Source organism: Verrucomicrobiia bacterium (genome assembly GCA_019634625.1).
GTDB lineage: Bacteria > Verrucomicrobiota > Verrucomicrobiia > Limisphaerales > CAIMTB01 > CAIMTB01.
Genome location: JAHCBA010000022.1, coordinates 37,294 through 62,495 on the forward strand (window position 1 = coordinate 37,294; position 25,202 = coordinate 62,495).

At 66.9% G+C, this 25,202-nt stretch carries 21 protein-coding genes; 10 read left to right on the forward strand and 11 right to left on the reverse strand.

Annotated features, from left to right (window positions below; all coding sequences use genetic code 11):
- From KF833_13955 to nadC, 8 genes are all read right to left on the reverse strand, one after another.
- Positions 1–438: a sigma-70 family RNA polymerase sigma factor gene (locus KF833_13955; GenBank protein MBX3746406.1), complete on the reverse strand. Its 438-nt coding sequence runs from the start codon at positions 436–438 to the stop codon at positions 1–3.
- A 162-nt stretch (positions 439–600) separates the two neighbouring features.
- Positions 601–2,070 (reverse strand): DUF1501 domain-containing protein, encoded by a 1,470-nt coding sequence (locus tag KF833_13960; GenBank protein ID MBX3746407.1) that lies wholly within the window; start codon positions 2,068–2,070, stop codon positions 601–603.
- 31 nt (positions 2,071–2,101) lie between these two features.
- A complete protein-coding gene (locus KF833_13965) occupies positions 2,102–7,312 on the reverse strand; it encodes a DUF1549 domain-containing protein (protein MBX3746408.1) in 5,211 nt (1,736 codons plus the stop codon).
- Between the two features lie 735 nt (positions 7,313–8,047).
- Positions 8,048–8,773 carry a sigma-70 family RNA polymerase sigma factor gene (locus tag KF833_13970; GenBank protein MBX3746409.1) on the reverse strand — a complete coding sequence of 242 codons (726 nt, stop codon included), beginning with the start codon at positions 8,771–8,773 and terminating at the stop codon, positions 8,048–8,050.
- Positions 8,774–8,845: 72 nt separating this feature from the next.
- Positions 8,846–10,927 carry a protein kinase gene (locus KF833_13975; GenBank protein MBX3746410.1) on the reverse strand — a complete coding sequence of 694 codons (2,082 nt, stop codon included), beginning with the start codon at positions 10,925–10,927 and terminating at the stop codon, positions 8,846–8,848.
- A gap of 324 nt (positions 10,928–11,251) precedes the next feature.
- The gene (locus KF833_13980) at positions 11,252–12,055 is read right to left on the reverse strand and encodes a type III pantothenate kinase (GenBank protein ID MBX3746411.1); all 804 of its coding nucleotides are present in this window, start codon (positions 12,053–12,055) and stop codon (positions 11,252–11,254) included.
- 7 nt (positions 12,056–12,062) lie between these two features.
- Positions 12,063–13,037, reverse strand: a complete 975-nt coding sequence (locus tag KF833_13985) for a biotin--[acetyl-CoA-carboxylase] ligase (GenBank protein ID MBX3746412.1) — start codon at positions 13,035–13,037, stop codon at positions 12,063–12,065.
- Positions 13,034–13,888: a carboxylating nicotinate-nucleotide diphosphorylase gene (gene nadC / locus KF833_13990; GenBank protein MBX3746413.1), complete on the reverse strand. Its 855-nt coding sequence runs from the start codon at positions 13,886–13,888 to the stop codon at positions 13,034–13,036. Before nadC ends, KF833_13985 begins: the two co-directional genes overlap by 4 nt.
- 358 nt (positions 13,889–14,246) lie before the next feature.
- Between nadC and KF833_13995 the strand changes: the two genes are divergently transcribed.
- On the forward strand, positions 14,247–15,455 hold the full coding sequence (locus KF833_13995) for a VCBS repeat-containing protein (protein ID MBX3746414.1): 1,209 nt from the start codon (positions 14,247–14,249) through the stop codon (positions 15,453–15,455).
- Here the strand turns inward: KF833_13995 and KF833_14000 are convergent.
- The 3 genes from KF833_14000 to KF833_14010 all read right to left on the reverse strand — a co-directional run bounded on the left by KF833_14000 (position 15,415) and on the right by KF833_14010 (position 18,714).
- Positions 15,415–16,302, reverse strand: a complete 888-nt coding sequence (locus KF833_14000) for an endonuclease/exonuclease/phosphatase family protein (GenBank protein MBX3746415.1) — start codon at positions 16,300–16,302, stop codon at positions 15,415–15,417. The two genes, KF833_13995 and KF833_14000, sit on opposite strands and share 41 nt — an antisense overlap.
- Before the next feature lie 65 nt (positions 16,303–16,367).
- Positions 16,368–17,711, reverse strand: a complete 1,344-nt coding sequence (locus KF833_14005) for an MFS transporter (GenBank protein MBX3746416.1) — start codon at positions 17,709–17,711, stop codon at positions 16,368–16,370.
- Positions 17,712–17,793: 82 nt separating this feature from the next.
- The gene (locus KF833_14010) at positions 17,794–18,714 is read right to left on the reverse strand and encodes a complex I NDUFA9 subunit family protein (GenBank protein MBX3746417.1); all 921 of its coding nucleotides are present in this window, start codon (positions 18,712–18,714) and stop codon (positions 17,794–17,796) included.
- Between the two features lie 234 nt (positions 18,715–18,948).
- On the opposite strand from KF833_14010, the gene rpsL reads away from it, so the two are divergent.
- The 9 genes from rpsL to rpsS are packed head-to-tail and all read left to right on the forward strand — an operon-like array spanning position 18,949 to position 25,201.
- Entirely contained in the window at positions 18,949–19,353 is a 405-nt protein-coding gene (gene rpsL, locus KF833_14015; protein MBX3746418.1) for a 30S ribosomal protein S12, read from the forward strand.
- A 47-nt stretch (positions 19,354–19,400) separates the two neighbouring features.
- Entirely contained in the window at positions 19,401–19,874 is a 474-nt protein-coding gene (gene rpsG, locus KF833_14020) for a 30S ribosomal protein S7 (GenBank protein ID MBX3746419.1), read from the forward strand.
- 52 nt (positions 19,875–19,926) lie between these two features.
- Positions 19,927–22,107 (forward strand): elongation factor G, encoded by a 2,181-nt coding sequence (fusA, locus tag KF833_14025; GenBank protein MBX3746420.1) that lies wholly within the window; start codon positions 19,927–19,929, stop codon positions 22,105–22,107.
- 17 nt (positions 22,108–22,124) lie between these two features.
- Entirely contained in the window at positions 22,125–22,433 is a 309-nt protein-coding gene (gene rpsJ, locus KF833_14030; GenBank protein ID MBX3746421.1) for a 30S ribosomal protein S10, read from the forward strand.
- Between the two features lie 5 nt (positions 22,434–22,438).
- Positions 22,439–23,083: a 50S ribosomal protein L3 gene (rplC, locus tag KF833_14035; GenBank protein ID MBX3746422.1), complete on the forward strand. Its 645-nt coding sequence runs from the start codon at positions 22,439–22,441 to the stop codon at positions 23,081–23,083.
- Between the two features lie 39 nt (positions 23,084–23,122).
- Positions 23,123–23,758: a 50S ribosomal protein L4 gene (rplD, locus tag KF833_14040; protein ID MBX3746423.1), complete on the forward strand. Its 636-nt coding sequence runs from the start codon at positions 23,123–23,125 to the stop codon at positions 23,756–23,758.
- Entirely contained in the window at positions 23,755–24,036 is a 282-nt protein-coding gene (rplW, locus tag KF833_14045; GenBank protein MBX3746424.1) for a 50S ribosomal protein L23, read from the forward strand. Before rplD ends, rplW begins: the two co-directional genes overlap by 4 nt.
- A 5-nt stretch (positions 24,037–24,041) precedes the next feature.
- Positions 24,042–24,896, forward strand: coding sequence for a 50S ribosomal protein L2 (rplB, locus tag KF833_14050; protein MBX3746425.1), 855 nt, complete (start codon positions 24,042–24,044; stop codon positions 24,894–24,896).
- A 23-nt stretch (positions 24,897–24,919) separates the two neighbouring features.
- Complete coding sequence (rpsS, locus tag KF833_14055) at positions 24,920–25,201, forward strand: 30S ribosomal protein S19 (GenBank protein MBX3746426.1); 282 nt, start codon at positions 24,920–24,922, stop codon at positions 25,199–25,201.
- Position 25,202 lies beyond the last annotated feature (1 nt).

Below are 25,202 nucleotides of genomic sequence, written 5' to 3' on the forward strand. Positions count from 1 at the left end.
TTAAGGCTCGGGGAGGGCGGGCGTGGGCGGAATCCACGCAGGGTCGCTTCGAGTGGGGCAACGGGGTTCATGGGAGGGACCTGGGAGGACTTGTCGGAGTTTCTGGAGTCCATAGCGGTAACGTCCGGCGGCGGTGTTGGGGGATACACCCTGGAGGTCGCCGATGGCCTCGAAGGTGAGGGCGTGCCAGATCTTCAGGACGATCGCCTCGCGCTGTTCGGCGGGGAGGCGTCCGAGGGCGGCGAGGGCGGCGGCCTCGTCGGGGGCGATGGCGTCGGGGGTGTCGAACCAGCGGAGGGATTCGCGTTCGCGACCGAGGCGGCGCCAGAGGGAGCGGCGATGGTTGAGGGCGCGGTTCCGGAAGGTGCGGACCAGGTAGAACCTGGGTTCACGGGGGGAATGGGGGAGCCGGAGGAGGGCGCGAAAGGTGTCGTGCAGGACGTCCTCGGACTCGGCATGGCCGAGGCCGAGGGCGCGGCCATAGAGGATGAGTTCGGCGGCCGCGGCGTCGTAAAGCGGCTCGGCCCAATGGGGGCCCTGGGATCCTTCCGGGTGCACTTCGGCCAATAGACACCAGGGCCCCGGAAATTTGTATGACGATCAGGCGAAGAGGCGGGGGACGGCGGCGGCCTTGACCAGTTCGCGGGGCTGGTTGAGGTGGTTGTACACGATCGTTTCGGGATCGATGCCGAAGGCGTGATAGACGGTGGCGAGGAGTTCGGTGGGATGGACCGGGTCGGAGACGGGGCTGGAGGCGGTGTTGTCGGACTGGCCATGGACGTACCCGGACTTGATGCCGGCGCCGCCGATGACGGAGGTGTAGCAGTAGGGCCAGTGATCGCGGCCGTCGGGGCTGTTGCTGTTGCCGGAGGTGCTGACGCCTTTTTCGGGGCTGCGTCCGAATTCGCCGATGGCGACGACGAGGGTTTCGTCGAGGAGGCCGCGCTGGTCGAGGTCTTCGAAGAGGGTGCTGAGGCCCTGGTCGAGCATGGGGGCGGCCTGGTTCTTCATGCGTTCGTAGAGGCCGACATGGACATCCCAGGAGTGGTTGTCGGAATTGGCGACCTTGGGCCAGACCACCTCGACGACGCGGGTGCCGGCCTCGACGAGGCGGCGGGCGAGGAGACAGCTTTGTCCGAAGGTATTGCGGCCGTAGCGGTCGCGGAGGGCGTCGGGTTCGCGCTGGAGATCAAAGGCTTCGCGGGCCTTGCCGGAGATGATGAGGCTGAGGGCGCGCTGGTAGTATTCGTCGAGGTCGTAGTGTTCGACCGCCTTTTCGAGGCGGGGCATGGAGGCGGTGAGGGCGTCGCGGAGGCGGGCGCGGCGGTCGAGGCGGTGGGCGAAGACCTCCTGGGGAAGTTTCAGATCATCGGTCTTGATGCGGTCCATCTTGGACATGTCCATGTCGTCGCCCTCGGGGAAGAGGTAATAGGGATCGAAGGCGCGGCCGAGGAATCCGGCGGTGCCGCCCTTGCCGACGACGTTGGATTCCTGGAGGGGCCGGGGGAGCATGACGAAGGGAAGCATCGGCTCGGTGGCGGGCTTCAGGCGGACGATGTTGGAGCCGAAGTTGGGGAAATCGCGGGCGTTGGGGGGTTCGAGCTGACCGGAGGGGGAGACCTTGTCGGTCGTGTAGCCGGTCATGATCTGGTAGATGGCGGCGGTGTGATTGAAGAGTCCGTTGGGGGTGTAGCTCATCGACCGGATCATGGTGAAGCGGTCGTTGACGCGGGCGAGGTGGGGGAGGAGTTCGGTGAAATGGACTCCGGGGATGCGGGTGGGGATGGGCTGGAAGGGGCTGCGGATCTTGTCGGGGACGTTTTCCTTGGGGTCCCAGAGGTCGATGTGGCTGGGTCCGCCCTGGAGGTAGAGCATGATGATGCTCCTGGCGCGGCCCCAGCCGGGACCGCCGGCGTGGGGGGATTGGGAGGCGCGGGCGGAGAGGTTGAGCAACTGGCCGAGGGACAGGCCGAGGAGGGTGGAGCCGCCGAGGCGCAGGAGGTCGCGCCGGGTCATGCGGGCTTCGGCGTCGCAGAGATCGGAGCAGGTGCCGCCGGGGAGGTGGATCATGGGAGGGCTGGGGGGGGTTGGGGGTTGGGGATCAGTGGTTGAAGAGGAAGGCGGGAGTGTTGATGAGGGCCCAGGCGACGTCCTGGACGGCGGTCAGGCGGCGGTCGCGGAGTTGCCGGGCGCTGAGGGCGACATCCTGGCGCAACTGGAGGAGGGCCGGATCGACGGGGACCGGACGGCTGGCGCGGGCGAGGTCCTGTTCGAGTTCCTGGAGGCGCAGGTCTTGGGGCAGGGGGAGGCGGGCCAGTTCGAGACGGAAATCACGTTCGAGGAGCGCGGGATCCTGGGTGCGGAGGTAGGCGAGGAGTCGGTCGGTCTGGGCCGGGGTGCGGCGATGGGCCGGGACGTCGAGGATGGCGGCGACCTCGGCGGGGAGACCTTCGAGGGTGGGCTGGGGATCGGTGGTGACCCAGAGGCGGAAGCGGCCGACTTCGTGGGGGGCTTCGTAGGCGTGGACCAGGGTGATGCGGAAGACGGTGCCGTTGGTGTCGCCGACGGGTTGATCGAAGGCGAAGGAGGCCCAGTGGGGACGGCCGGTTTCGGTGCCGATGCTCCAGCCGTCGCGGCGTCCCTGTTCGCGGATGCCGTTGAAGGTCTGGCGGACATCGAGGCCGGGGGCGGCGGTGCTGGCGGCGGCGTCGGCGATGCGGGCGCGGGTGAACTGATTGGCGTTCGAGCGGGAGGCGGTATCGACGAGGAGTTCGGCGAGGATGAAATCGCCGTCCTTGTGGCCCGGGCCGAAGTTGGGGAGATGGGCATCGGGGAGGACTTCGAGGCGGAACCCGGTGATGCCGGCGAGGGCGGTGTCGGCCGTGACCACGTAGTTGGGGAGTTCGCCGACACTGGCGGTGGAGCGGATCGAGCCGTCGGGGAGTTTCTGGAGGCGGGCGGAACCACCGACCTGGAAGGACTTGGGATCGAGGGGTGTCCAGCGGGTGGCACGACGTTCGGCGGGCAGTGTGGATTCCCAGTCGGGGAGGCGGGATTGAAGGGCGGGGAGGGTGGTCTGGACGGTGGCCTCGGCGGCGGCGATGCGTTCGTGGCGTTCGCGCTGGGCGGCGGCGACCTTGGAGGCGCGTTCGACGAGATGGGCGGCGAGGGCGTTTTCGGCGCGGGCCATGCTTTCGAGGCGCTGGCGTTCGAGGAGGGGGTGGCGGGAGGCCCAGGCGGATTCGGCGTCGGCGAGGGACGATTGGAGGAGGGCGTGTTCGTGTTCGAGGGCGGCGGTGTGGCGGGCGACGGCGGCGAGTTCGTCGGGGGTGGCGGGACGGTTGAGGACGCGGAGGAAGAGGTGTTCGGCGAGGCGCCGATCGTCGGCTTCCTCGCGGACGAGGCGGGCGAGGGCGTTGTCGGGGTCGTGGACGGCATCGGAGACGGCGGGGCCGCTGAGGAGGGCCATGACGGCGCTGAGCTGGAGGTCATTGCTGCGTTCGCATTCGCAGGCGCTTTCGCGGGCGGGGCGGCCGAGGTTGGCGAGGAAGCCGCTGGGGACATCGACGGCGGCATCGACCAGTTGGGCGGCGCGGACGCCGGGCTTGGCGCCGGGGAAGTTGGGGGTGGCGCCGGTCACCTGGTACACCGCATCGAGGAGGACTTCGGCGGGGAGCCGGCGGGGGAGGGCACGGGAGTAGTTGAGGGTGTCGTCGGCATTCCAGGGATTGGAGTCGATGGAGAGCTGGTAGGTGCGGGAGCGGCAGATCTGCCGGAGGATGTGGCGGGTATCGAAGCCGGTTTCGATGAACTCGCGGGTGAGGTGTTCGAGGAGTTCGGGATTGGAGGGCGGGTTGCCGGCGCGGATGTCGTCGAGGGGTTCGATGAGGCCGACGCCCATGAGGTAACCCCAGAGGCGGTTGACGTAGCTGAGGGCGAAGTAGCGGTTGTCGGGGGCGGTCAGCCAGTCGGCGAGCTGGCGCCGGAGGGAGGCGTCGGGATCGGTGGCGACGGAGGGGACGGTGAAGGGGAAGGATGGGGCGACGGCTTGGCGGGTGCGTTCGTGGGGGACGCCGCCTTCGGGGCGGTCCTTGATGATCTCGAAGAGGGGTGTGGAGCCTTCCACCGCCGAGCCGCCGACGCGACGGTCGCCGCTGGCGGGATCCTTGGAGCGGTCGATGCGGGCGAAGAACTGGGCGAGTTCGAAGTACTGGTCCTGGGTCCAGCGTTCGAAGGGGTGGTCGTGGCACTTGTTGCAGTTGAAGCGGGTGGCGAGGAAGAGGTGGGTGGTGGATTCCATGGCCTCGGCCGGGTCGCGCTGGATTTTCCAGAAGGAGGCGGCGGGTTGTTCCCGGTTGGAGCCGGTGGCGGTGAGGAGTTCGTGGACGAAACGGTCGTAGGGGGTGTTGGAAGCGATGGCGTCGCGGATCCAGTCGTGGAAGAGGCGGGCACCCTCCTCGCCGAGGAACTTGCGGTTCACCATGAGGAGATCGGACCACTTGTTGGCCCAGTGGTCGGTGAACTCGGGGCTGTGGAGGAGGCGTTCGATCAGGGCCTCGCGCTTGCTGCGGCGGTCGCGGGGATTGTCGAGGAACTGCCGGACCTGGTCGGCGGTGGGGGGAAGCCCGGTGAGATCGAGGGACACGCGCCGGATGAATTCCGCGTCGGTGCAGAGATCGCTGGGTTGGATTTTGAGGCGGCGCCATTTGGCGGCGACGAGTTCGTCGATGCGGTTGTGGGCCGGGGGTTCGGTCCATTCGAAGCCGGACCGGTCGCCCATGACGGTGACGGTGGTGGCGGCGTAGCTGCCTTCGTAGCGGGCGAGGATGGGGGCTTCCCCGCGACGGTGGGCGGTGATCAGGCCGCCGCCGCCGGTGCCGGCCACGTCGGCGTTGCCGGTTTCGATGAAGGATTCGGCGGTGACGTCGCGGGTCCGGCCATCGGCGTAGGTGGCGACCACACGGAACTGCTGGCGGGCGCCTTCGAGGGGGATGACGGGGTTCTCGGGGTGCAGGGTGATCGAGGTCACGCGCGGGGTGCCGAGGTCGAGCCGGGCGCCGTCGGCGATCCACTGGCGGAGGATGGCGTAGTCGCGGGAACCGGCGGGAGTGCGTTGGCCGCCTTCATGGGGGACGGAGGCGGTGGCCTTGAGGAGCAGGAGACTTTCCTCGGGCGACGCGTGATTCACCCGGCGGGCGGCGAGGTCGTCGGCGATGGCGCGGACATCGAAGATGGGATCGTAACCGCGGAGGGAGAGTTTGAAGCCGTTCTTGCCGTCCTGGGCGCCGTGGCAGGTGCCGGCGCTGCAGCCGAGGAGGGCGAGGACGGGGTTGACGTCGCGGATGAAGTCGGCCTCGAAGCCGGGATGCGCCCAGTCCATGGCGACGGGGAGGGTGATTGCGAGATTGCCCAGGCGGATGGCGAGGGAGCCCGAGGGTTGGGAGGCGGAGGCGGCGTCCGGGCGGGTGGTGTCGGGATGGGCGGCGACGCGGCCGGTGGGGGAGATTTCGAGGCGGTGGCCCGGGGGGGGGTTGGGTTCGAAGGAAACGAGGCGGGTGACATCGACCTCGTCGCCGGAATCGAGGCGGGCGGTGACGAGGAGTTGAACGCGGTCGTTGCGGCTCGGGAGTTGGATCGCGTTCGGCTGGACCATCAGGGCGACGACCCGGGCGTCCGCGGGAAGGGATTCGGCAGCGGGTTGCGGGGGAGATGCATCGCCGGTCTCCGCGGCGGACGTGGCGGCGAGAAGAGGATGGGCGGAATCGGCGGGGGTTGGATCGTCGAGCGGGGCGGCGGCAAAGGCCGTGGTGAGGATGCCGGAGGCGACGTCGATCAGGAGGATCACCCCCGTGCCGGTGCCGGCGGCGAGGCGTTGGCCGTCTGGGCTGAACCGGACGGCGTACACCGGGGCGGAGGAGACGGGAACTCGATGGGCGAGGGCGACATCGGCGGTGGTGAAGGTGCGGATGGCTTCGCGTTCCTCGGCGGTGTATTCGCCGCTGGTCTTTTCGTAGGCCTTGAGGAGGGCGGGGGGGAGGGTGGGATCGAAGCGGGCGGAATAGAGGTGGACGGCGCCATGAGAATCGAGGCTGGTGGCGGCGGCGATGAAGTCCCCGGAAGGATGGTAGGCGACGCCGAAGATGCGGCCTTCGACGGGTGGGAACACGCGCAGCAGGGCGGCGTTGTCGCCAATCTTGCGGGCCGCCTGGCGGAAGACCTGGTAGATCTGAGGTTGACCGTCGGCGCCACCGACAAGGACCTCGTCGCGGGTGGGATGGCGGGCGACCGCCTGCAGGCCGCCGCGCAGGGCGCCCGGGGTGATGGAGGTGATGTTGTCGATGAAGCGTTGGGAGGCGACCTCGGTGAGTTTGGCGCTCTGGTCACGCCCGACCGAGACGACGTGGGACCCATCGGTGGAGAAGGCGGTTCCGAGCACCCAGTCCTCGTGGGCCATCTGCTGGAGGATCTGGCGTCCGGAGGTGGCCTCGATGGCGCGGACCGTCTTGTCGGGGCAACCGAACGACACCCACTGGCTGTCGGGCGACCAGTCCACGCCATAGACGGTATCGTGACCGACGGCGACGGAAGTGCGCAACTGGCGGCGGGCGACATCCCAGATCTGGATTTCGCCCATGCGGGCGGGTTGCCCGCCGGCCACGGCCAGCCAGCGCCCGTCGGGGGAGAATCGGATCGACTGGATCCGCTCGGACAAGCCGACGAAGCGGGCGACGATTTCGGAACCGTCGGCGCGGTGGAGAAGGACTTCATGGAACCCGGCGACCGCGAGGAACTGTCCGTCCGGGGAGAAGTCGAGGGCGGTCACCACGGGGGGGCTGGAGTAGCGGGGCGGATGCTCCATGTCGTAGGTGGGTGCCTCCGGCGGGGAGTCGTCGTGGGCGCCCTCGGCGATCCAGCGTTGGACGGTGGCGAGTTCGAGCGGGTGAAGGGGCGGTTTGCCGCGGGGCATTTCGGCGACGCCGTTGACCGGGGTGATCTGGCGCAGGAGAAAACTGTCGGCGGGTTGGCCGGGGACGACGGGAGTTTCGTCGCTGTCGCCCGGGGTGAGGAGGAGGCGGTGGGCGGTCATCACGTAGCCGCCCTGGGGTTTGGCGGGTTGATGGCAGCCGACGCAGTGGGCTTGAAGGATGGGTCGGATCTGTCGGTGAAAGCTGACGGGCGCGGTCGCTCCGGGCAGATCGGAGGCCTGAAGGTTCCACGGCGGAGTGAAGCCAGGGAGAACGCAGGCGAGGAGCAGGGCGAAGGAGCGCCAGGAGGTGGACCGGGGCATCATGGTGAGGTTGCCGGGTTTCATGGTCCGGCCTTGGGGATGGAACAGCCTAATGGGCGGCATCAGGGGTGCGCAAGGGTGATGACGGATCGCGGGAGCCTGGGCGCGGCGAGGAAATGGGGCGAATGAACGGAAACGGCGTGCATATGCACGGAAGTCCCGACGATTTTGGGAGTGTGGGTGCGGTATGGAGTGGGGGTGGCGGGTTGCAGGGAGGGGATGGAGGCCCGGGCGGAGAAGTGGGGCGAATGAACGGAAATGGCGTGCATATGCACGGAAGTTCTGACGATTTTGAGAGGGTGGGTACGGTGTGGAGTGGGAGTGGCGGGTTGCAGGGAGGGGATGGAGGCTCGGGCGGAGGAGGGGGGCGAATGAACGGAAATAGCGTGCATATGCACGGAAGTTCCGACGATTTTGGGAGGGTGGGTACGGTGTGGAGTGGGAGTGGCGGGTCGCAGGGATGGAGCCGTATCCACGCGGCAGGAATGGGCACGCGGAGGCGCGGAGGCCGCGGAGAGGAGGCTTGGGAACGGAGCCTGGGTGCCAGCCTGACGGGATCCTTGGCGCACGATGGGGTGAACGATTTCCGACATCGTACCCCCCCCACATCCGGCTCTCCTGCCGCCCGTCGGCATACCTCCGTTTCGTACTCGTGCTCGTGCTCGTGCTCGTGCTCGTGCTCGTGCTCGTGCTCGTGCTCGCCCTTCGCCCTTCGCCCTTCGCCCTTCGCCCCTCGCCCCTCGCCCCTCGCCCCTCGCCCTACGACAGGACGGCGATGAGGTGGTGGAGTTCGTCGGCCGCATCGGCCGGGTTGGCAACGGTCTGGGCGATTTCGGCCTTCACGAGGGTGCGGAACCGGCGGCGCAAGCGATGGATCCGGACGCGCACCGCGCCGTCGTTCAGCCCGAGCACGCGTGCGGCGTCCGCCTGGCTTCCGTCGGCTGGCGCTCCGGTCAGCCAGGGCTTGAGGGTTTCGAACTCCTTGCGGGCTTCGGGGTCGGGGCTTTCCCGCAGCAGGGTATCGAAGGCGCGATCGAGGAGCCGCAGCGCCCACTCGCGGTCGAACAGCGTCTCGTGGGTGGCGGAGGACGGATCAGCGAGGAATCCGGCGTTGCCGGAGGCGCCGTCGCTGCACTCGTCGAGGGACTCGGGGGCCGTCCCTGAACCCCGCTTCGACCGGAGTTCGTGGACGCGCTGATTGGCGAGGAAGTGCTTGAGGGCACCCAGGAGGTAGGAACGAAACCGGCCCCGTCGAGGATCGGCGCCATCGAACGCGGCTCCCTCCAGGACCCGTTCGAAGAAGGCGTGCGCCAGATCGCGGGCGGCGTCTTCGTCCCGGCCTTCCCGGCGGAGGAAGGCGACCACCGGTTCGTAGTAGGCCGCGCAGAGTTCGCCCAGAGCCTCGCGTGCCCCGGGAGAATCGCCACGGGCAGCCAGCACGCGGGTCCAGCGGGTCGGATGGAAGGAGTCGGGGGTGGCGGACATCCGGAGTTGGGCGTTGGGTAGGGGCCGGAATGATGGCGGCGGTCGATGGGATGGGCGTATCGAGTGAGGTCCTCAGGAGGGACCGGCGACGGTCCCGACGGTCTCGACGGTCCGCTGTCGCGCCGCGAGGCGGTAGGCGATCGAACCGACGGTCCCGCCGAGGAGCAGGGCGATGGTCGAGGCGATCAGGAAATCCCGGTGGCGTTTCGGGTGCCGGATGGCGCTGGCGGCGGTTGCCGATTCGAGGACGGTGATGCGGAATGGATTACCTGCCGGATTCGATTCGGCTGGCAGGAGCAGCCACGGGCTTGTCCGGTTCACCAGGGTGTTGCCGATTTCCGCGGCGTCTTCCGGGTTCTCGTCAGTGACCCGGATTTCGAGGAGCGCGGTTCTGGGGACGGATCGCACTTCGATGCGATGCATGAGGAGAGGCAAGGCTTCGTTGAGGTGAAGGGTTTGGCCCGCGGACAGGTACTTGGGCGACCAGCGTTCGATCAAACCCAACTCGTCGATGACCTCGCGGAGGACGGGAATCGACTTGAAGGCGTGGTGTTCGGGGCCGCCATGGCGGGTCCCATACAGGAACCGCGGGCCTTGTTCCTGCGCGGGATCGAGTCGGAGGCGGGTGGTGGCGACAAAGGGATACGGCACCAGCGAAAAGATCATCACCGCACCGAGGAGCGTGGGGAGCGCGGCGATCCCCCCGGCGACGATCGCCAGCCGGAGGGGGGTGGAGAGGACGGAGGGCTTCCTGGACGGGTGGCGCGTCTGGAATGCGTTGAGGACCTCTTCGCGGCGCAGAACGGCCAGGGCCCAGACTGCAAAGGGCAGGCAGGCGGCATTGACGAGTCCGACCCCGAATCCGGCCGCCACCCCGAGCAAGGCGGCTCGATGGGAACGCAACGACCGCATGTGCGCGACGCCCCAGGTGATCGTTGCGATGCCGACGAGCAGCGGCAACCCGAGCCACCAACGCCCACCCAAGAACAGGGGGTACACCATCAGGACGACGGCGACCACGGCGGTGGCGGCTGCCGTCGCGAGCAATCCGCGTCCGGGCCACTTCAGGGCGGCGCGGGCGGTGTCTTGAGGGGTGGTGGCCGGACGGGTTGGGGTTGCTGAGGAACGGGCTGTGGCGGCGGGACCTTCGGGCGATGCCGGAGGGGACGTTGCGACGAGGGTGGCGATGGCCGTGCCGATTTCGCTGACCTGCTGGTACCGACGTCCGGGTTCCCGTTCCAGCGCCCGCAGCACCACTTCGTCGAGGCGCACGTCAATTTGGACCTTGCGGGACGGTGGATCGAACGGGTCCCGGGGTCGTTCGCCGGTCAGCATTTCGTACAGGACCACCCCCAGGGAATAGATGTCCGCGCGATGGTCTGTGGTCCTGGCGTGGTGCTGCTGTTCCGGGGCCATGTAGCCGGGCGTGCCGGCGGCCCGTTCGGTAGGCTCCGTGGGCCCGGTGGGGCTTCGTGGAGCGACGGGCTCTGTTTCCTGGCTGGGCACGCTGTCTGTTGTCGCGAGCAGGCGGGCGATGCCGAAGTCGGCGATCTTCACGGCGCCCGCACGGTCGAGGAGGATGTTCTCGGGCTTGATGTCGCGATGGACGACTCCGCGGTCATGGGCGAACTGGAGCGCGTCGCAGAGGAATGGGACGATGGTGAGAGCCTGTTCGGGGGTGAACCGTCCGGCCCGCAACGCCTGGCGGAGGTTCACGCCGTCCACAAATTCCATCAGCAGGTAGAAGAACGGGCCGGCCCGACCGAAGTCATGAACGGTGACGATGTTCGGATGGTTCAGGGCCGCCAGCACGCGGGCCTCCCGGGCGAATCGCGTGGCGAAGGCGGGGTCGCCGGCGAGGGATTCGGGGAGGATCTTGAGGGCGACCCCTCGGTCGAGTTCCTTCTGGCGGGCTTTGAACACGCAGCCCATGCCGCCCTGCCCGATCCATTCGAGGACCTCCAGTTGGGGGAAAGCCTCGGCCAACGCCTCGATCGAAGGGGCGACCATGGGATCGGACCCGGGGATGGTCCCAGGATCGGTCGGGTCCGCGACCCCGAGGAGCAGGCACTTTGGGCACAGTCCCTGGGGAACCTCGTCGGGCAGTGCGGCGCCGCAGTTGGGGCAGGGTCTGACCGAAGGCGGATGGTTCATACACCGGGTTCCTGACGCATCCGGAGGCGCACGTTACAGCGGTGCAGGGCGGGTCAACAGACCGGACGTCGCCGAATGGAGTCATCGAGGAGGTGTCGGGGGCTGGATCAGCGAGGTCAACAGTAATGAACCTGACAGATTGATTGGAGCGCGGAGTCAACAAAGGTCTGCAAGCGGCACGGGCTCATAATCGTTGACCAATCGAAGTCAATAAAACAAAATATATGGTCAGGCGCATCATCGTTGACCGTTTAAAATTCAGTCAGGCCCTTAATGATTGATCAATGCTGCCGGGCCGGGGGCCGGGTGGCGGGCGGGCAGGGGTCAGGAGGCGAGTTGGCTTTGGAGCCAATGGAGGCGGAGGCCTTCGAGGGTGAGGTGGGGGCGAACGGTGGTGATGTCGGTGACGTCGCGGGCTATGAGATCTGCGTAGCCGCCGGTGGCGACCACGGGAAGACGGCGGACACCCAGGCTGTGGCGCAGTTCGCGGATGAGTTCGCGAACGAGTCCGCGGTAACCGTGGACGGCGCCGATGAGCATGGCTTCCTCGGTGCTGCGGCCAATGGGCGAGGCGACATCGCGAATGCGGATGCGGGGCAGAAGGGCGGTCTTTTCGTGGAGGTAGTCCGTCATGGCAGCCAGGCCCGGGGCAATGATGCCCCCGACGTAACGGGCGGAGGCGTCCACGATGTCGAAGGTGACGGCGGTGCCGAAGTCCACCACCACGGACGGGGCGCCAAAGGCGTCATGCACGGCCAGGGCGTTGGCGAGGCGGTCGGGTCCAATGGTTTCCGGGCTGGGGTAATCGATGCCGATTCCGCGCACGGTCCGGGCGGTCAGGACGAGGGGCTTCAGGCGAAGACGGCTGCGGAGCCAGGGCAGGAGGGCTCGGGTGGCCTTCGGCACGACGCTGCAGAGGACGACGGCCTGGATGGGGCGGGTTGCGAGGAAGCGGCGGAGGGCGGGGGAATCGGGACGGCGGATGAGGGAAGGGGTGGGCAGGTCGGTGTGTTCGACGAGCGTGTCCGGGGTGGCGAGTCCGACGTGGCAGTGGGTGTTGCCGATGTCGAGGAGGAGGGCCGTCGATTCGGGGGGAAGGGTACGTGGGGAGGGGCGTCCGGGCTTCATGACGCGGTCATTTTTCGAGGGTGACATCGCCGCCGACGACGCGTTCGAGGCGTCCGTGTTCGGTGCGAACGAGCAGGGCGCCTTCGTCATCGAGGGCTTCGGCGCGCCCATAGATGCGGCGGGCACCGGCGACGACGGAGACCTGGCGGCCGAGGGTGGAACATTGGGAGGACCATTCGTCGATGATGGCGGGGAAGCGGGCTTCGCGGAGGTCGGCGTAGAGGGTGTCCAGTTCGCGGAGCACGGCCGCGGCGAGGGCGGGGCGGTCGGCGGACCGGCCGAGGGCGAGGCGGAGGGAGGTGGCCGTGCGGCGGGTTTCGGGGGGAAGGTCTTCAGGTTCGAGATTCACGTTGATGCCGATGCCGAGGCAGACGTGGCGGACGGAGTCGAGTTCCCCGCTGAGTTCGGTGAGGACGCCGGCGATCTTGAGGCCATGGATCATGAGGTCATTGGGCCACTTGATTTCGGGTCGGAGGGGGAGTTCGGCGCGGATGGCGCGTGCGAGTGCGGTGGCGGCCGTGACGGTGAGGCGGGTGACGGCCTGGGGGCGGAGGCTGGGGCGGAGGAGGACGGAGAACCAGAGGCCCTTGCCGGCGGGGGAGGTCCAGGAGCGACCGAGTCGGCCGCGTCCACGGGTCTGGGTTTCGGCGAAGACGACGGCGCCTTCCCGGACGCCGTCCCGGGCGAGGCGCTCGACGATGTCGCTGGTGGAGGAGGTTTCCTGGAAGACGCGGATGTCGCGGCCGATGGCGCGGACAACGCCGAGCCGGGAGGCGAGGTCATCGGCGTGGAGGCGGTCGGGGCAGGCGAGGAGGCGGTAGCCGCTATGGGGGCTGGCCTCGATGTGATAGCCGAGGCGGCGGAGGTCATCAATCCGCGCCCAGACGGCGGCACGGCTGACACCGAGGCGATGCGACAGTTCGGCCCCGGAGGTCCAGGGGGAGGAACGAAGGGCGGTGAGGATGGCGGCGTCGAGGGTCACCGGTGGAAGTCGAGTCCGATGTCCACCCAGCGGGCCGAGTGGGTGAGGGCTCCGGCGGAGAGGAAATCGACCCCGGTTTCGGCGATGGCGCGGGCTGATTGGAGGGTGACACCGCCGCTGGCCTCGGTGAGGGCGCGTCCCCGGCAGAGGGCCACCGCCTCGCGGAGTTGGGGGAGGGACATGTTGTCGAGGAGGACGATGTCGGCGCCGGCGTCGAGGGCCTGACGGACCTGGTCGGGGTGGTCGGCTTCGACTTCGATCTTGAGGTAGGGGTGGCGCTGGCGGGCGAGGCGGACGGCCGTGGCGAGGGGGTGGGGAGTGGTCGTGGCGAGGGCGGCGAGGTGGTTGTCCTTGATGAGGATGAGGTCGTCGAGGCGATGGCGGTGATTGGTGCCGCCGCCGCAGGTGACGGCGTACTTGTCGAGGTGGCGCCAGCCCGGGGTGGTTTTTCGGGTGTCGAGGATGCGGGCGGAGGTTCCCTGGAGGGCGGCGACGAAGGCGGCGGTGAGGGTGGCGATGCCGGAGAGGCGTTGGAGGAGGTTGAGGGCGACGCGTTCGGCGGCGAGCAGGGCGCGGGTGGGGCCTTCGAGGGAGGCAAGGGACTGGCCGGGGGTGGCGGATTGACCGTCGGTGAGGGCGGGTTCGAACCGGATGTGCGGGGAGAGTTCGCGGAATGCGAGGTCGGCGAGGGGGAGCCCGGCGACGACGAGGGATTCGCGGGCGTTGAGGCTGGCGCGTGAGCGGAGGTCCGGGGGGATGACGGCGAGGGAGGTGAGGTCGCCGGCGCCGAGGTCTTCGGCGAGGGCGGCGCGGACGAGGGACAGCAACTCACCCGGAGGGATCGGCAGCACGGGGATATTGGAGGGGGAAAAGGGCGGCGGGGAGAACCAAAAAGGGGATCGAACCCGCGTTGAAGGTTGGGAGGGTGGCCTGCGCCTGGTGCATCCCGGAGTTGTGGGGAGAGGTGCGGACTCCGCCAAGCGGCGCTTCGGAGGGCCGAGTTCCACGAGGCCGGAAGGGAAGTGGAGCGTTGGATTGAGGACTCGCGGAGCTCGTCCCTCCGGTTCGTTGGCTCGGTACCGACACCTTGGGGAAGCACGGATCCGAGCCCCGGACTGAAAAAAAGATTGCGTGACGGCGGTCCGGTGCTTGGCCGAGTCCCGGGTGTCGAGTTAGGCTTGCGCCATGGCACACCGGCTGAAGCGATGGATGGCGATGGCGCTGGCGTTCGCGGCATCGGCGGGGGCCATGGGGATGCCCAATTTCCGGGCGGTGACCATCGATTCGGACATTGCCATCGGGTACGGGGTGGCGATTGCGGATGTGGATGGGGACGGCCGGCCGGACATTGTCCTGGCGGACAAACATGCGGTGGCGTGGTACCGGAATCCGGACTGGACGAAGTTCATCATCGCGGAGGGGTTGACCGAGCTGGACAACGTGGCGGTGGCGGCGTTGGACATCGACGGGGATGGCAAGGCAGAGATTGCGGTGGGGGCGGGCTGGAATCCCGGGGACACGATTACGAGCGGGGCGTTGTTTTACCTGGTGGCGCCGACGGACCGGACGCAGCGGTGGGAACCGATCCGGCTGGCGCATGAGCCGACGGTGCACCGATTGCGATGGGCTCGGAACGAGCGGGGCGGGCACAGCCTGCTTTCGCTCCCGCTGCACGGGCGTGGAAACAAGATCTGGCAGGGGAATTGGGAGGGGGATGGAGTGCGGTTCCTGGCGTACCACCCTCCGGTCGATCCGAAGGCGCCGTGGACGACGTCGCTGATCCAGAACTCGTGGCATGTGACGCACAATTTCGATGTGGTACGGCCGTCGCGGGGGACGGCCGATGAGTTGCTGGTGGCGGCCCGGGAGGGGGTGTTCCGCCTGACTCCGAGCGGGGGGACCTGGCGGGTGGATCCGATCGCCACGAACGGGCCGGGGATGGCGGAGTTCATCGGGGCGGGGGAGGTGAGGGCGGGCCGGGTGGGTGGGCGGCTGACCTTTGTGGCCACCATCGAGCCCATGCATGGAAACCAGCTGGTGGTGTACACGGCTCCGAAGGTTGATGAGGCCTCACCCTTGTGGCGGCGAAATGTGATCGACGGGATGCTGGTGGACGGGCATGCGCTGGCGTGCGGGGATCTGCTGGGGCACGGCCGGGACCAGATTGTGGCCGGATGGCGGGCGATGAACCGGCCCGGGTCGCCGGTGGGGATCCGGTTGTACGCCGCGGTGGACGACACCTGCGAGCGCTGGGTGCCCTACGTCATCGATGACAACGAGATGGCGTGTGAGGATCTGCGGTTGGGGGATCTGGACGGCGACGGCGATCTGGACATCGTGGCGGCCGGCCGGTCTTCCCGAAACCTGAAGATCTACTTCAACGAGTCCGCCCGGAGGCCGCCTTCCCCGGCTCCATGAGGGACGGCGGGGGGAAGCCGGTCACCTCAGCCAGGAGGGGCAGGTGGTCGGACGCGTCGGAATCGAGGACGCGGGCGGAGACGGGATACAGGGGGAAACGGCGGTCGAGCCAGATGTAGTCAATGCGCTTGGGGATTCGGGTGTGGGGAAAGGTGGCGCCCGGGCCGAAACCCACCTGGTCCCAGACATCGAGGAGAAAAGTGTCCAGGGCCTGATGGACGCGACTGCCCGGGAGGTCATTGAAATCGCCGGCGAGGATCACGGGAACGGGGGAGGCGGCGAGGCGATCGCGGATTTCCCCGACATTGGACCAGCGTTCGAGGTCATCGGGGCGATGGTCGATGTGGGTGTTCCAAAACGCCAGGGGATGGCCACGGATGTCCACGACCACTTCGAGGAGCCCACGTTGTTCACCAGGCCGGAGCATGAGGAAATGATGGTTGGTGGAGGAGAGAACGGGCCAGCGGGTGAGGGTGGCATTGCCGTATTCGCCTCCCTGGAAATGGATGTTGTGCTGGAAGACCGCGGTCAGTCCGGTCAGGGCCGCCAGTTCGGCCGGCAGGTTCCGGCCCTGGGTGCGGACGACACCGCGGTCCACCTCCTGCAGCGCCACGAGGTCGGGTTCGGTATCGGCGATGAGTCGGGCGATGCGATCGAGGTCCACGCGGCCATCGAGGCCTTCGCCGTGATGGATGTTCCAGGTCAGGATCCGGAGGGGCGGGTGGGCGGCGGAGGGGCGGGAGGCTGTCCGGACGCAACCGGTGGCGAGCAGGGCGGCGGCGGCGAACAGAAGCCACCGGAGGCGTGGCTGGAGCCGTGGGAGGGCGGGCGGGACGCAGTCGGACATGGCCCCAGTTTGCGTCGGGAGGGGCGCCGTGAGAACCCCGAAGGTGGTCGGGCGCGGCGGCGGATTCAGGTTCCGGTGGCGGGATTGGCAGCGCGTTCGAGCGGGGCGCGGACGTAGGGGCGGCCGGCCTTCAGGCCGATCCACGTCCAGAGGCAGCCGATGAGGGCGAGCACGGCGCAGGCGGTATAGGGAACGGCCGGGTGCCAGTCGTAGAGCGTGCTGGCGAACACGGGGCCGGCGATGCGGGCGAGGGACCCGGCGCTTTGGGCGACACCGAGGGTGAAGCCCTGTTCTCCGGGCGAAGTCAGCGAAGAGAGCAAGCCGAAGAGGGGTGGGCGCGTGAGCCCGGATCCGACGCTGAGGAGCGCCAGAACCGCCAGGAGCAGGAACCACGAGGGGCCGCCGACGGAGAACAGGGCGACCACGAATTGCCAGCGCGAAGTCCCGGGGTCCTGCCAGAGGGCGGTGAGGGAGACATCGGGGTGTCCGCCGAGGAAGGGGAGCGGGAGGAGGCTGACGGCCATCAGAACGAGGCTCAAGGCGATCAGGCGCGGTTCTCCCAGGAGGCGGACCAGGCGCCCGATGAGGCCTCCCTGCACGACGGCTCCGATGAGGCCGCAGAAGGCGAAGAGGAACGAGATGGCGATCACGGCGTCCGTGCCGCGCGGGGCAAACCCGAAATTGCGGGCGACCAACAGGCCGAGCGTGGTTTCAAAGCAGGTGAAGGCAAAGGTCGAGAGGAAATAGACCCCCACCAGCAAGCCGATGCGGGGGCGTGCCAGGACTTCCCGCCATTGGGCAACACGGCCGCCGACGCGGGGCTCCGATGCGGCCTCCGGCCTCCGGCTTTCGCCCAGGATGAACCACGCCAGAACCAGGTTGAACAGGCAGATGCCGGACGCCACCCAGCCGGGACCCGGCAATCCCAGCCACAACAGGGCGGCCACGCCGACCACCGGACCGCCGATGAAGCCGAGACCAAAGGCCATCCCGATCAGCCCCATGCGCCGGGATCGATCCTCCGGGGCCGACATGTCGGCGATGTAGGCCTGGGCCACCGTGATGTTGGCCCCGCAGACACCGGACAGGATTCGGGAGGCGAGGATCACCCAGAGCGCCGTGGGACCGTGGGAGAGGCCTGAGCCAATGGCAAAGAGCGCGTAGGAGACCACGAACCCGGCGGTGCTGACGAGGAGGACGGGGCGCCGGCCGATGCGGTCGGACAGACGGCCCCAGGCCGGGGCGAGAAGGAACTGCATGAGCGAATACGACGCCACGATGCTGCCCAGCATCCAGCCGGGCGCCCCGAAGTCCTGCACGTACTTCGGCAGCAGGGGAAGCACCATCCCGAACCCGATGAGGTCCACGAAGACGATCAGAAAAATGACCAGGATGGAGGGCTTGCGCATGCGATAAGGGGGTGGCTGCGTCCCCGACGCGGCCTACCCGCAGGAGGTTATCAGCCGGCGGGTCGGGGCTGCCAGCCGCTTCTCAGGGCGCGGGGCGGAGGTAGGTGCGAAGGTCCTCCCTGAAGGGGAGGTGAACCAATTGGAAAGTCCGGTCCGCAGGAGCCGGGTCGCCGACATTGTCCTCTTGCAGCATCAGGAGCTGGTCGCGGCTCAGGGGCGGCGGTTGGTGGAGAACGGCGGGAAAGACGCGCTCGAAAAGGGCTGCCTGCAGGCGGGCGATGGGCAGGGGAATGGGAAGCAGCAGGCGGCGACGTCCGCACGCCTCCAGGATCGCGCGCAGGAAGGCCTTGAAGTCGAGCCGGTCGTGCCCGCAGAGTTCATAGGTTCGCCCCTCGGATTCAGGTGTGGACAGCGAGCGGACGAAGGCCCTGGCCACATTTTCCACGCGAATCGGTTGGAGCATCGCCGTGCCCGGACCCATGACGGGCAGACAGGGGGACCACCGGGAGAGTTTCGCGAAGAGGCGGGTGACGGCATCGCCGGGCCCATAGATGAGGGACGGTCGAAAGATGGTCCAGGGCAGAGGGTTGTCGCGAACGCGCTGTTCCGCGGCCCACTTGGTTTGGTGGTATCGGGCCGGGGCGCCGGGCCGGGTTCCGAGGGCGCTCATGTGGATCAGGCGCGGTACCTTTGCGGCGAGGGCGGCCTCCAGCAGGCGCCCGGTGAGTTCGGTGTGGATTCGCTCAAAGGTCTGCCTTCCGCATTCGGCAATGATTCCCACGAGATGGATCACCGCCTCCGCTCCTGTCAGGGCTTCGGCGAGGGACTCCGTCCGATCCCAGTCCACTTCATGCAGGACGGGGGCGGGGGAGAGGGACGAGAGGGCGTGAGGGAGCGGGCGACCGTCGCGGACGAGGAGGCGGGCCTGGTGACCGTGGGCAGCCAGTTCCGTCGCCATGGCGCGACCGACGAAGCCGGTTCCACCGCTGAGGGCGACTTCCATGCCGCCGACTGTAGCCTCGGCCCCTGGCTGAGCCAGAATTTCGGGGATTGGAGCGGGGACGGGCCGGCCGGTGAGGGGGCGGAACCGGGGCGCGGACGGCGGTGGGGAACGAACAGGTCACGACGGCACGAAAATTTTCCAAAAACATGTTGCGATAGAAAATCCCGAGAGGCAGTCTATCCGCCCCTTTCGCCCCTCGGCGGACGGGGTTCCCCAGACAACTCGGGAGTCGCGATGCCGACCATTAACCAACTCGTCCGCCAAGGACGCCAAAAGCTGAATTACAAGTCGAAGGCTCCCGCCCTTCAGGGTGCGCCGTTCCGACGAGGCGTGTGTCTGCAGGTGATGACGCGCACCCCCAAGAAGCCGAATTCGGCGATGCGCAAGGTCGCCAAGGTTCGGTTGACCAACGGGCATGAGGTCATCGCGTACATTCCGGATGAGGGGCACAACCTTCAGGAGCATTCGATCGTCCTGGTGCGGGGTGGCCGGGTGAAGGATCTCCCCGGGGTGAGGTACCACATTGTGCGCGGGACGCTGGACTGCCAGGGCGTGGAAAAGCGCCGGGTCAGCCGTTCGAAGTATGGGGTGAAACGACCCAAGGCGGCCAAGGGAGCCGCGGCCAAGGGGGCCAAGTAACCGTCACGTAATCACGCTGCGCCGCAGAAACCCTCCTGTTCTTTCCTATGTCCCGTCGTCGTCGAGCCGAGAAAAGACCGCTGTTGGCAGATCCGAAGTACAACAGCCCCCTGGTTACGCGCCTGGTGAACACCGTCATGGTGATGGGCAAGAAAAGCGTGGCGCAGCGCCTGGTGTACGGGGCGTTCGATCGGATCATCGAAAAGAATCCCAGTTCGAATCCGCTCGAAATCCTGCAACGGGCGGTGGACAACGCCAAGCCGCGGCTGGAGGTGAAGGCGCGGCGAGTGGGCGGGGCGACCTATCAGGTGCCGCTGGAGGTGGCGACCGAGCGGCAGCAGTCGCTGGCGGTCCGCTGGCTGGTGCGGTTCGCCGATGCCCGCAAGGGAATCTCCATGCAGGACGCCCTGGCGAGTGAGATCCTGGATGCCTATCAGGGCCAGGGAAGCGCCATTCGCAAACGGGACGAGGTCCACAAGATGGCGCAGGCCAACAAGGCCTTTGCCCACTTCCGCTGGTAGTCGTTCGCCTGTCGATCCGTTCTTTGATTCCCGACGTACCCAGCTCCACCCGATGACCGCGGAAGTGAAAGATTCGAAGGTGCTCAATTCCCCCGACCGGCAATACTCGCTGGAGCGGACGCGGAATATCGGCATCGCGGCGCACATTGACGCCGGCAAGACGACCACCACGGAGCGCATCCTCTTCTACACAGGTCTCATCCACAAGATGGGCGATGTCGATGACGGCAACACCGTGACGGATTGGATGGAGCAGGAGCGGGAGCGGGGCATCACCATCACCTCCGCCGCCACCACCTGTTACTGGAGCCAGAAGACCGACGGATGCATCAAGCTGTACCCCGAGGTGGCGCACCGGGTGAACATCATCGACACCCCGGGCCACGTTGACTTCACAGCCGAAGTCGAGCGGTCGATGCGGGTCCTCGATGGGGCGGTGGCGGTATTCTGCGGCGTGGCCGGCGTGCAGCCTCAGTCGGAGACCGTGTGGCGGCAGGCGACCAAGTACCAGGTACCGAGGATCGCCTTCGTCAACAAGATGGACCGCATCGGGGCGAACTTTGAGAATGCGCTGTCCGACATGCGCAAGAAGCTGGGGGCCTACGCCTTTCCGGTGGTGTTGCCGATCGGCAAGGAGGACGCGCTCAAGGGAGTCATCGACGTGATCAGCGGCAAGGCGATCGTGTACGATGAGACCGACGAGGCGGGGCTCCGATATTCGGTTTCGGAGGTGCCCGATGCGGATCGCGAGCGGACCCGTCAGGCCTACGAGGAACTGGTCAACGGAGTCGGTGACAAGGACGAGGAGGTGGCCGAGTACATCCTCGAAGAAAAGCCGGTGCCGGCCGAGGTGCTGAAGCGTGCGATCCGGCGGTTGACCTGCAAGCTCGAGATGGTGCCCGTCCTCTGCGGTTCCGCCTTCAAGCGCAAGGGCGTTCAACCTCTGGTGGATGCGGTCATCGACTACCTGCCCTCCCCGCTGGACATCACACCCATGCAGGGTGAGTTGCCGGGCGAGGAGGAGGAGAAGGTCACGGTGTCGCCAGACGACAACGGAAAGTTTTGTTCGCTGGCCTTCAAGCTCTGGACGGATCCCTTCGTGGGCAAGCTGGTCTTCTTCCGGGTGTACCGGGGGCGACTGAGCAAGGGAGACACCATCTACAATCCGCGGACGCGGAAAAGGGAGAGGGTGTCACGGGTGATGATGATCCAGGCCGACAAACGGCTGGATGTCGATGCCGTGTACTCCGGAGACATCGCGGCGCTGGTCGGATTGAAGAACATCACCACGGGCGACACGCTGTGCGACGAGAACGAGGAAGTGCTTCTCGAACCGCCGACCTTCCCCGAGCCGGTGATTTCCATGGCCGTGGAGCCGAAGAGCAAGTCCGACCGCGACAAGATGTCGGCGGGATTGCAGCGCCTGGCGGAGGAGGATCCGACCTTCCGGTGCTTTACGAACGAAGAGACGGGGCAGCTCATCATCGCCGGGATGGGTGAGTTGCATCTTGAGATCATACGCGACCGGCTCCTCAGGGAGTTCAAGGTCGAGGCCAGCGCGGGCGCCCCCCAGATCGCCTATCGGGAAACGATCACGGGTTCGGCCGAGGGCGAGGGAAAGTTCATCCGGCAGTCGGGTGGCCGTGGTCAGTACGGACACGCGGTGATCCAAATCTCCCCCAATCCCCGGGGGAAGGGCGTGGAAATCGAGAACAAGATCGTCGGCGGGGTCATTCCCAAGGAATACATCCCTGCGGTCATCGACGGCGTCGAGGAGGCCATCAAGGGTGGCGTCGTGGCCGGCTACCCCATGGTCGACGTGAAAGTCGCGATCACTTTCGGGAGCTTTCATGAGGTCGATTCGTCCGAACTGGCTTTCAAGATGGCGGGAATTTTCGCCATGAAGGAGGCGGTTCGGAAGGCGAATGGAATCATCCTGGAGCCGATCATGAAGGTTGAAGTCACCACGCCCGACGAATATCAGGGCGACATTCTGGGCGATCTCAACCGACGGCGCGGCAAGATTGCCGCGATCGAGAACAAGAGCGACGCCACCATTCTGCGGGCCGATGTGCCCCTGGCGGAGATGTTCGGCTACGCCACGGCGGTGCGTTCGCTGTCCAAGGGGCGGGCCGCCTACTCGATGGAGCCGTCCCACTTCGAACCGGTTCCGGCGAGCATTGCCGCCACGATTCTGGAATCGGCCAAAGGAAAGCCGGCGGCGCGGAGCTGAACCCGAGGGTTTATACCATGTCTGGACAACGTATTCGAATCCGTCTCAAGGCCTTCGATCATCGCATCGTCGATCAGTCCGTCGCGGACATCGTCGATACGGTGAAGCGGTCGGGCGCCCGGGTGGCAGGCCCCATTCCGTTGCCGACCAAAATCGAGCGTTACACGGTGGGGCGCTCGCCCCACGTGGACAAGAAGTCTCAGGAAACCTTCGAGATGCGGACGCACAAGCGTCTCCTCGATATCATCGGGCCGACCGCCAAAACGGTGGATGAACTCAAGAAGCTCAACCTCCCGGCCGGGGTGGACATCACCATCAAGATCTAGCGCCCATGATCGGTCTCATCGGAAAAAAACTTGGCCAGACGCGCGTCTATGACGCGAAAGGCAACATCGTGCCGGTGACGGTGGTCCAGGCCGGACCCAATTACGTCGTGCAGCGCAAGACGGTGGCGAACGACGGGTACAACGCCGTGCAACTGGGATTTGGGCCGCAGAAGGACCATCGTCTCACCAAGGCGATGACCGGGCATCTCACCAAGGCCAAGGTGCCTTCGCTTCGCCGCTTGCGGGAATTCCGGGATTTCAGCGTGGACGTTCAGCCCGGGGACACAGTGGGCGTCAGCCTCTTCGCGGAAGGGGACCATGTCGATGCCATCGGGATCACCAAGGGACGGGGATTCGAGGGGGTCGTCAAGCGTCACGGATTCCGCGGCGGCGATATGACGCACGGTGCGAAGGGCTGGCACCGTCGTCCGGGCGCGATCGGACAGCGCCTCTTTCCGGGAACGGTCATGCGTGGGATGCGGATGCCCGGCCACATGGGTCAGGTTCGGCGCACCGTGCAGAATCTGCGGGTGGTGAAGGTGCTCGAGGCCGATCAGATCTTGTTGATCCGCGGCGCGATTCCCGGCGCCTCCGGTGAATATGTCATCATCCGGGAGGCCAAGAAACGGCCCAAGGCGTCAGCTCAATAGCGGACGCTGTCATAAGCTCAACGGCGGAAGGTTCATCGCGTGAACATTCAGATCTCAGACTTACAGGGAAATCCGGTCGCCGAGCGCCCGGTGGCGTTCGAGGTGATTCAGAACGCCCGCGGGACCCAGGCGGTCAAGGATGCCGTGGTCGCCCACATGGCGGCGCGCCGCCAGGGCACCCGTTCCACAAAGACCGTCGGCGAGGTGGCCGGGACCAACAAGAAGCCGTGGCGGCAGAAGGGCACCGGACGGGCGCGGGCCGGATCCACGCAATCGCCGCTGTGGCCGGGTGGCGGCGTCGTTTTCGGTCCCCGTCCGCGTGATTTCTCGGTCAAAATCAACGCCAGGGTCAAGCGACTGGCCCTTCGCAAGGCGGTCAGCGAACGGCTTAAAGCTGGAGACATTGTGGTGGTGAAGGATCTGACGGTTGCCAGTCACCGTACGAAGGATTTCCTGAAGGCGGTTTCGCCTCTGGGCCTGTTGGGGGGATCGCTGCTGATTGTCGCCGATTCCGACCGCAACCTGCTGTTGGGCAGTGGGAACGTTCCCAAGGTTCGGGTGACGACGGGGCGTGAGGTAAGCACCTACGATGTGCTTTGGCCCGACAAGCTGCTGTTCACGGAGCAGGCCTTTCAGGCGTTGGAGGGCCGGCTGGCACGGAAGGAGGCGGCATGAGCGTTTACGATGTGGTGAAGACGGTGCGCCTGACGGAAAAGGCGACGGCTCAATCGGCCAGGGCGAACCAGTACACGGTGGTGGCCAGCCGGGCGGCCAGCAAGATCCAGATTCGGCAGGCCGTGGAGGTGCTCTTCGGCGTGAAGGTGGTGCGGGTCAACACGCTGAATGTGCGCGGCAAACTGCGGCGCCAGCGGACTGCCTCGGCGGGACGCGACCCGCATTGGAAGAAGGCCATCGTGACCCTCAAGGAGGGTGACAAGATTCAACTGACGTAAAGGCTATGCCGGTCAAAACATACAGACCTCTGACGCCCTCGCGGCGGTTCTACACGGTCTCCTCCTTTGCGGAGATCACCAAGAGCAAGCCTGAGAAGTCCCTTGTGGTGATCCGGAAGAAGACCGGAGGCCGCAATGTGCATGGGCGGGTGACAGCGCGCGGGATTGGAGGCGGGCACAAGCAGAAGATCCGCCTGATTGATTTCAAACGGCGCAAGTTGGGAATGGACGCCGAGGTGGTGGGAATTGAATATGACCCCTGCCGTTCGGCGCGGATCGCGCTGCTCAAGTACGCAGACGGGGAGAAGCGGTATATCCTCGCGCCCAACGGCCTGCAGGTCGGGCAAAAGGTCCGTAACGGGGCCGATGCGCCGGTGGAGGTGGGCAACTGTCTGCCCCTCAAGAATGTGCCGGCCGGAATGTCCGTGCACGCGGTGGAGCTGACTCCGGGGCGCGGTGGCCAGATTGTCCGAGCAGCAGGCGGGGCGGCCACGGTCATGTCCAAGGACGGCGGATTCGCCCAGTTGCGACTGCCCTCCGGCGAGATCCGGCGGATCAACGAGACCTGCATGGCGACCATCGGCCAGGTCGGCAATCTTGAGCATGAAAACATCATTCTCGGGAAAGCAGGCCGGGCGCGGTGGTTGGGGCGCCGTCCCATCACCCGCGGGGTGGCTCGCAATCCGGTGGACCATCCCAACGGCGGAGGCCAGGGAAAGTCCAAGGGCGGTGGTGGCTGGCAGCAACTGACCTCGCCCTGGGGTGTGCTGGCCAAGGGTTTCAAGACCCGCAAGAAGACCAAGCCGTCGGACCGATTCATTGTCGTGCGCCGTGACGGGCGCCAGCCGAAGTTGAAGTAACGAAAAACCGTTCTGGATAGACCATGGGACGCTCCATCAAGAAGGGTCCGTTTGTGGACCTCCCGCTCCTCGAGAAGGTGCGGAAAATGAACGCCACCGGCTCCAAAAAGCCGATCAAGACGTGGTCGAGGCGGTCGATGATCACGCCCGATTTCGTCGGGCACACCGTTCAGGTTCACAACGGCCGCGTGTTCAACGCGGTGTTCATCACGGAGAACATGGTGGGGCACCGGCTCGGGGAGTTCTCCCTCACCCGGACCTTCAAGAAACACGGCGCACACACCGCCAAGGCCGAGGCCAAGTAGC

Excerpts from the sequence above, each read along its gene's own strand:
- KF833_13970 (MBX3746409.1), bottom strand. The coding sequence starts at position 8,773 with ATGTCCGCCACCCCCGACTCCTTCCATCCGACCCGCTGGACCCGCGTG.
- KF833_14000 (MBX3746415.1), bottom strand. The coding sequence starts at position 16,302 with ATGTCCGACTGCGTCCCGCCCGCCCTCCCACGGCTCCAGCCACGCCTC.
- rpsG (MBX3746419.1), top strand. The coding sequence starts at position 19,401 with ATGTCCCGTCGTCGTCGAGCCGAGAAAAGACCGCTGTTGGCAGATCCG.
- rplC (MBX3746422.1), top strand. The coding sequence starts at position 22,439 with ATGATCGGTCTCATCGGAAAAAAACTTGGCCAGACGCGCGTCTATGAC.
- KF833_13965 (MBX3746408.1), bottom strand. The coding sequence starts at position 7,312 with ATGAAACCCGGCAACCTCACCATGATGCCCCGGTCCACCTCCTGGCGC.
- KF833_14010 (MBX3746417.1), bottom strand. The coding sequence starts at position 18,714 with ATGGAAGTCGCCCTCAGCGGTGGAACCGGCTTCGTCGGTCGCGCCATG.
- KF833_13980 (MBX3746411.1), bottom strand. The coding sequence starts at position 12,055 with ATGAAGCCCGGACGCCCCTCCCCACGTACCCTTCCCCCCGAATCGACG.
- rplW (MBX3746424.1), top strand. The coding sequence starts at position 23,755 with ATGAGCGTTTACGATGTGGTGAAGACGGTGCGCCTGACGGAAAAGGCG.
- fusA (MBX3746420.1), top strand. The coding sequence starts at position 19,927 with ATGACCGCGGAAGTGAAAGATTCGAAGGTGCTCAATTCCCCCGACCGG.
- rpsL (MBX3746418.1), top strand. The coding sequence starts at position 18,949 with ATGCCGACCATTAACCAACTCGTCCGCCAAGGACGCCAAAAGCTGAAT.
- KF833_13960 (MBX3746407.1), bottom strand. The coding sequence starts at position 2,070 with ATGATCCACCTCCCCGGCGGCACCTGCTCCGATCTCTGCGACGCCGAA.
- KF833_13975 (MBX3746410.1), bottom strand. The coding sequence starts at position 10,927 with ATGAACCATCCGCCTTCGGTCAGACCCTGCCCCAACTGCGGCGCCGCA.
- rpsS (MBX3746426.1), top strand. The coding sequence starts at position 24,920 with ATGGGACGCTCCATCAAGAAGGGTCCGTTTGTGGACCTCCCGCTCCTC.
- KF833_14005 (MBX3746416.1), bottom strand. The coding sequence starts at position 17,711 with ATGCGCAAGCCCTCCATCCTGGTCATTTTTCTGATCGTCTTCGTGGAC.
- KF833_13995 (MBX3746414.1), top strand. The coding sequence starts at position 14,247 with ATGGCGATGGCGCTGGCGTTCGCGGCATCGGCGGGGGCCATGGGGATG.
- rplB (MBX3746425.1), top strand. The coding sequence starts at position 24,042 with ATGCCGGTCAAAACATACAGACCTCTGACGCCCTCGCGGCGGTTCTAC.
- rpsJ (MBX3746421.1), top strand. The coding sequence starts at position 22,125 with ATGTCTGGACAACGTATTCGAATCCGTCTCAAGGCCTTCGATCATCGC.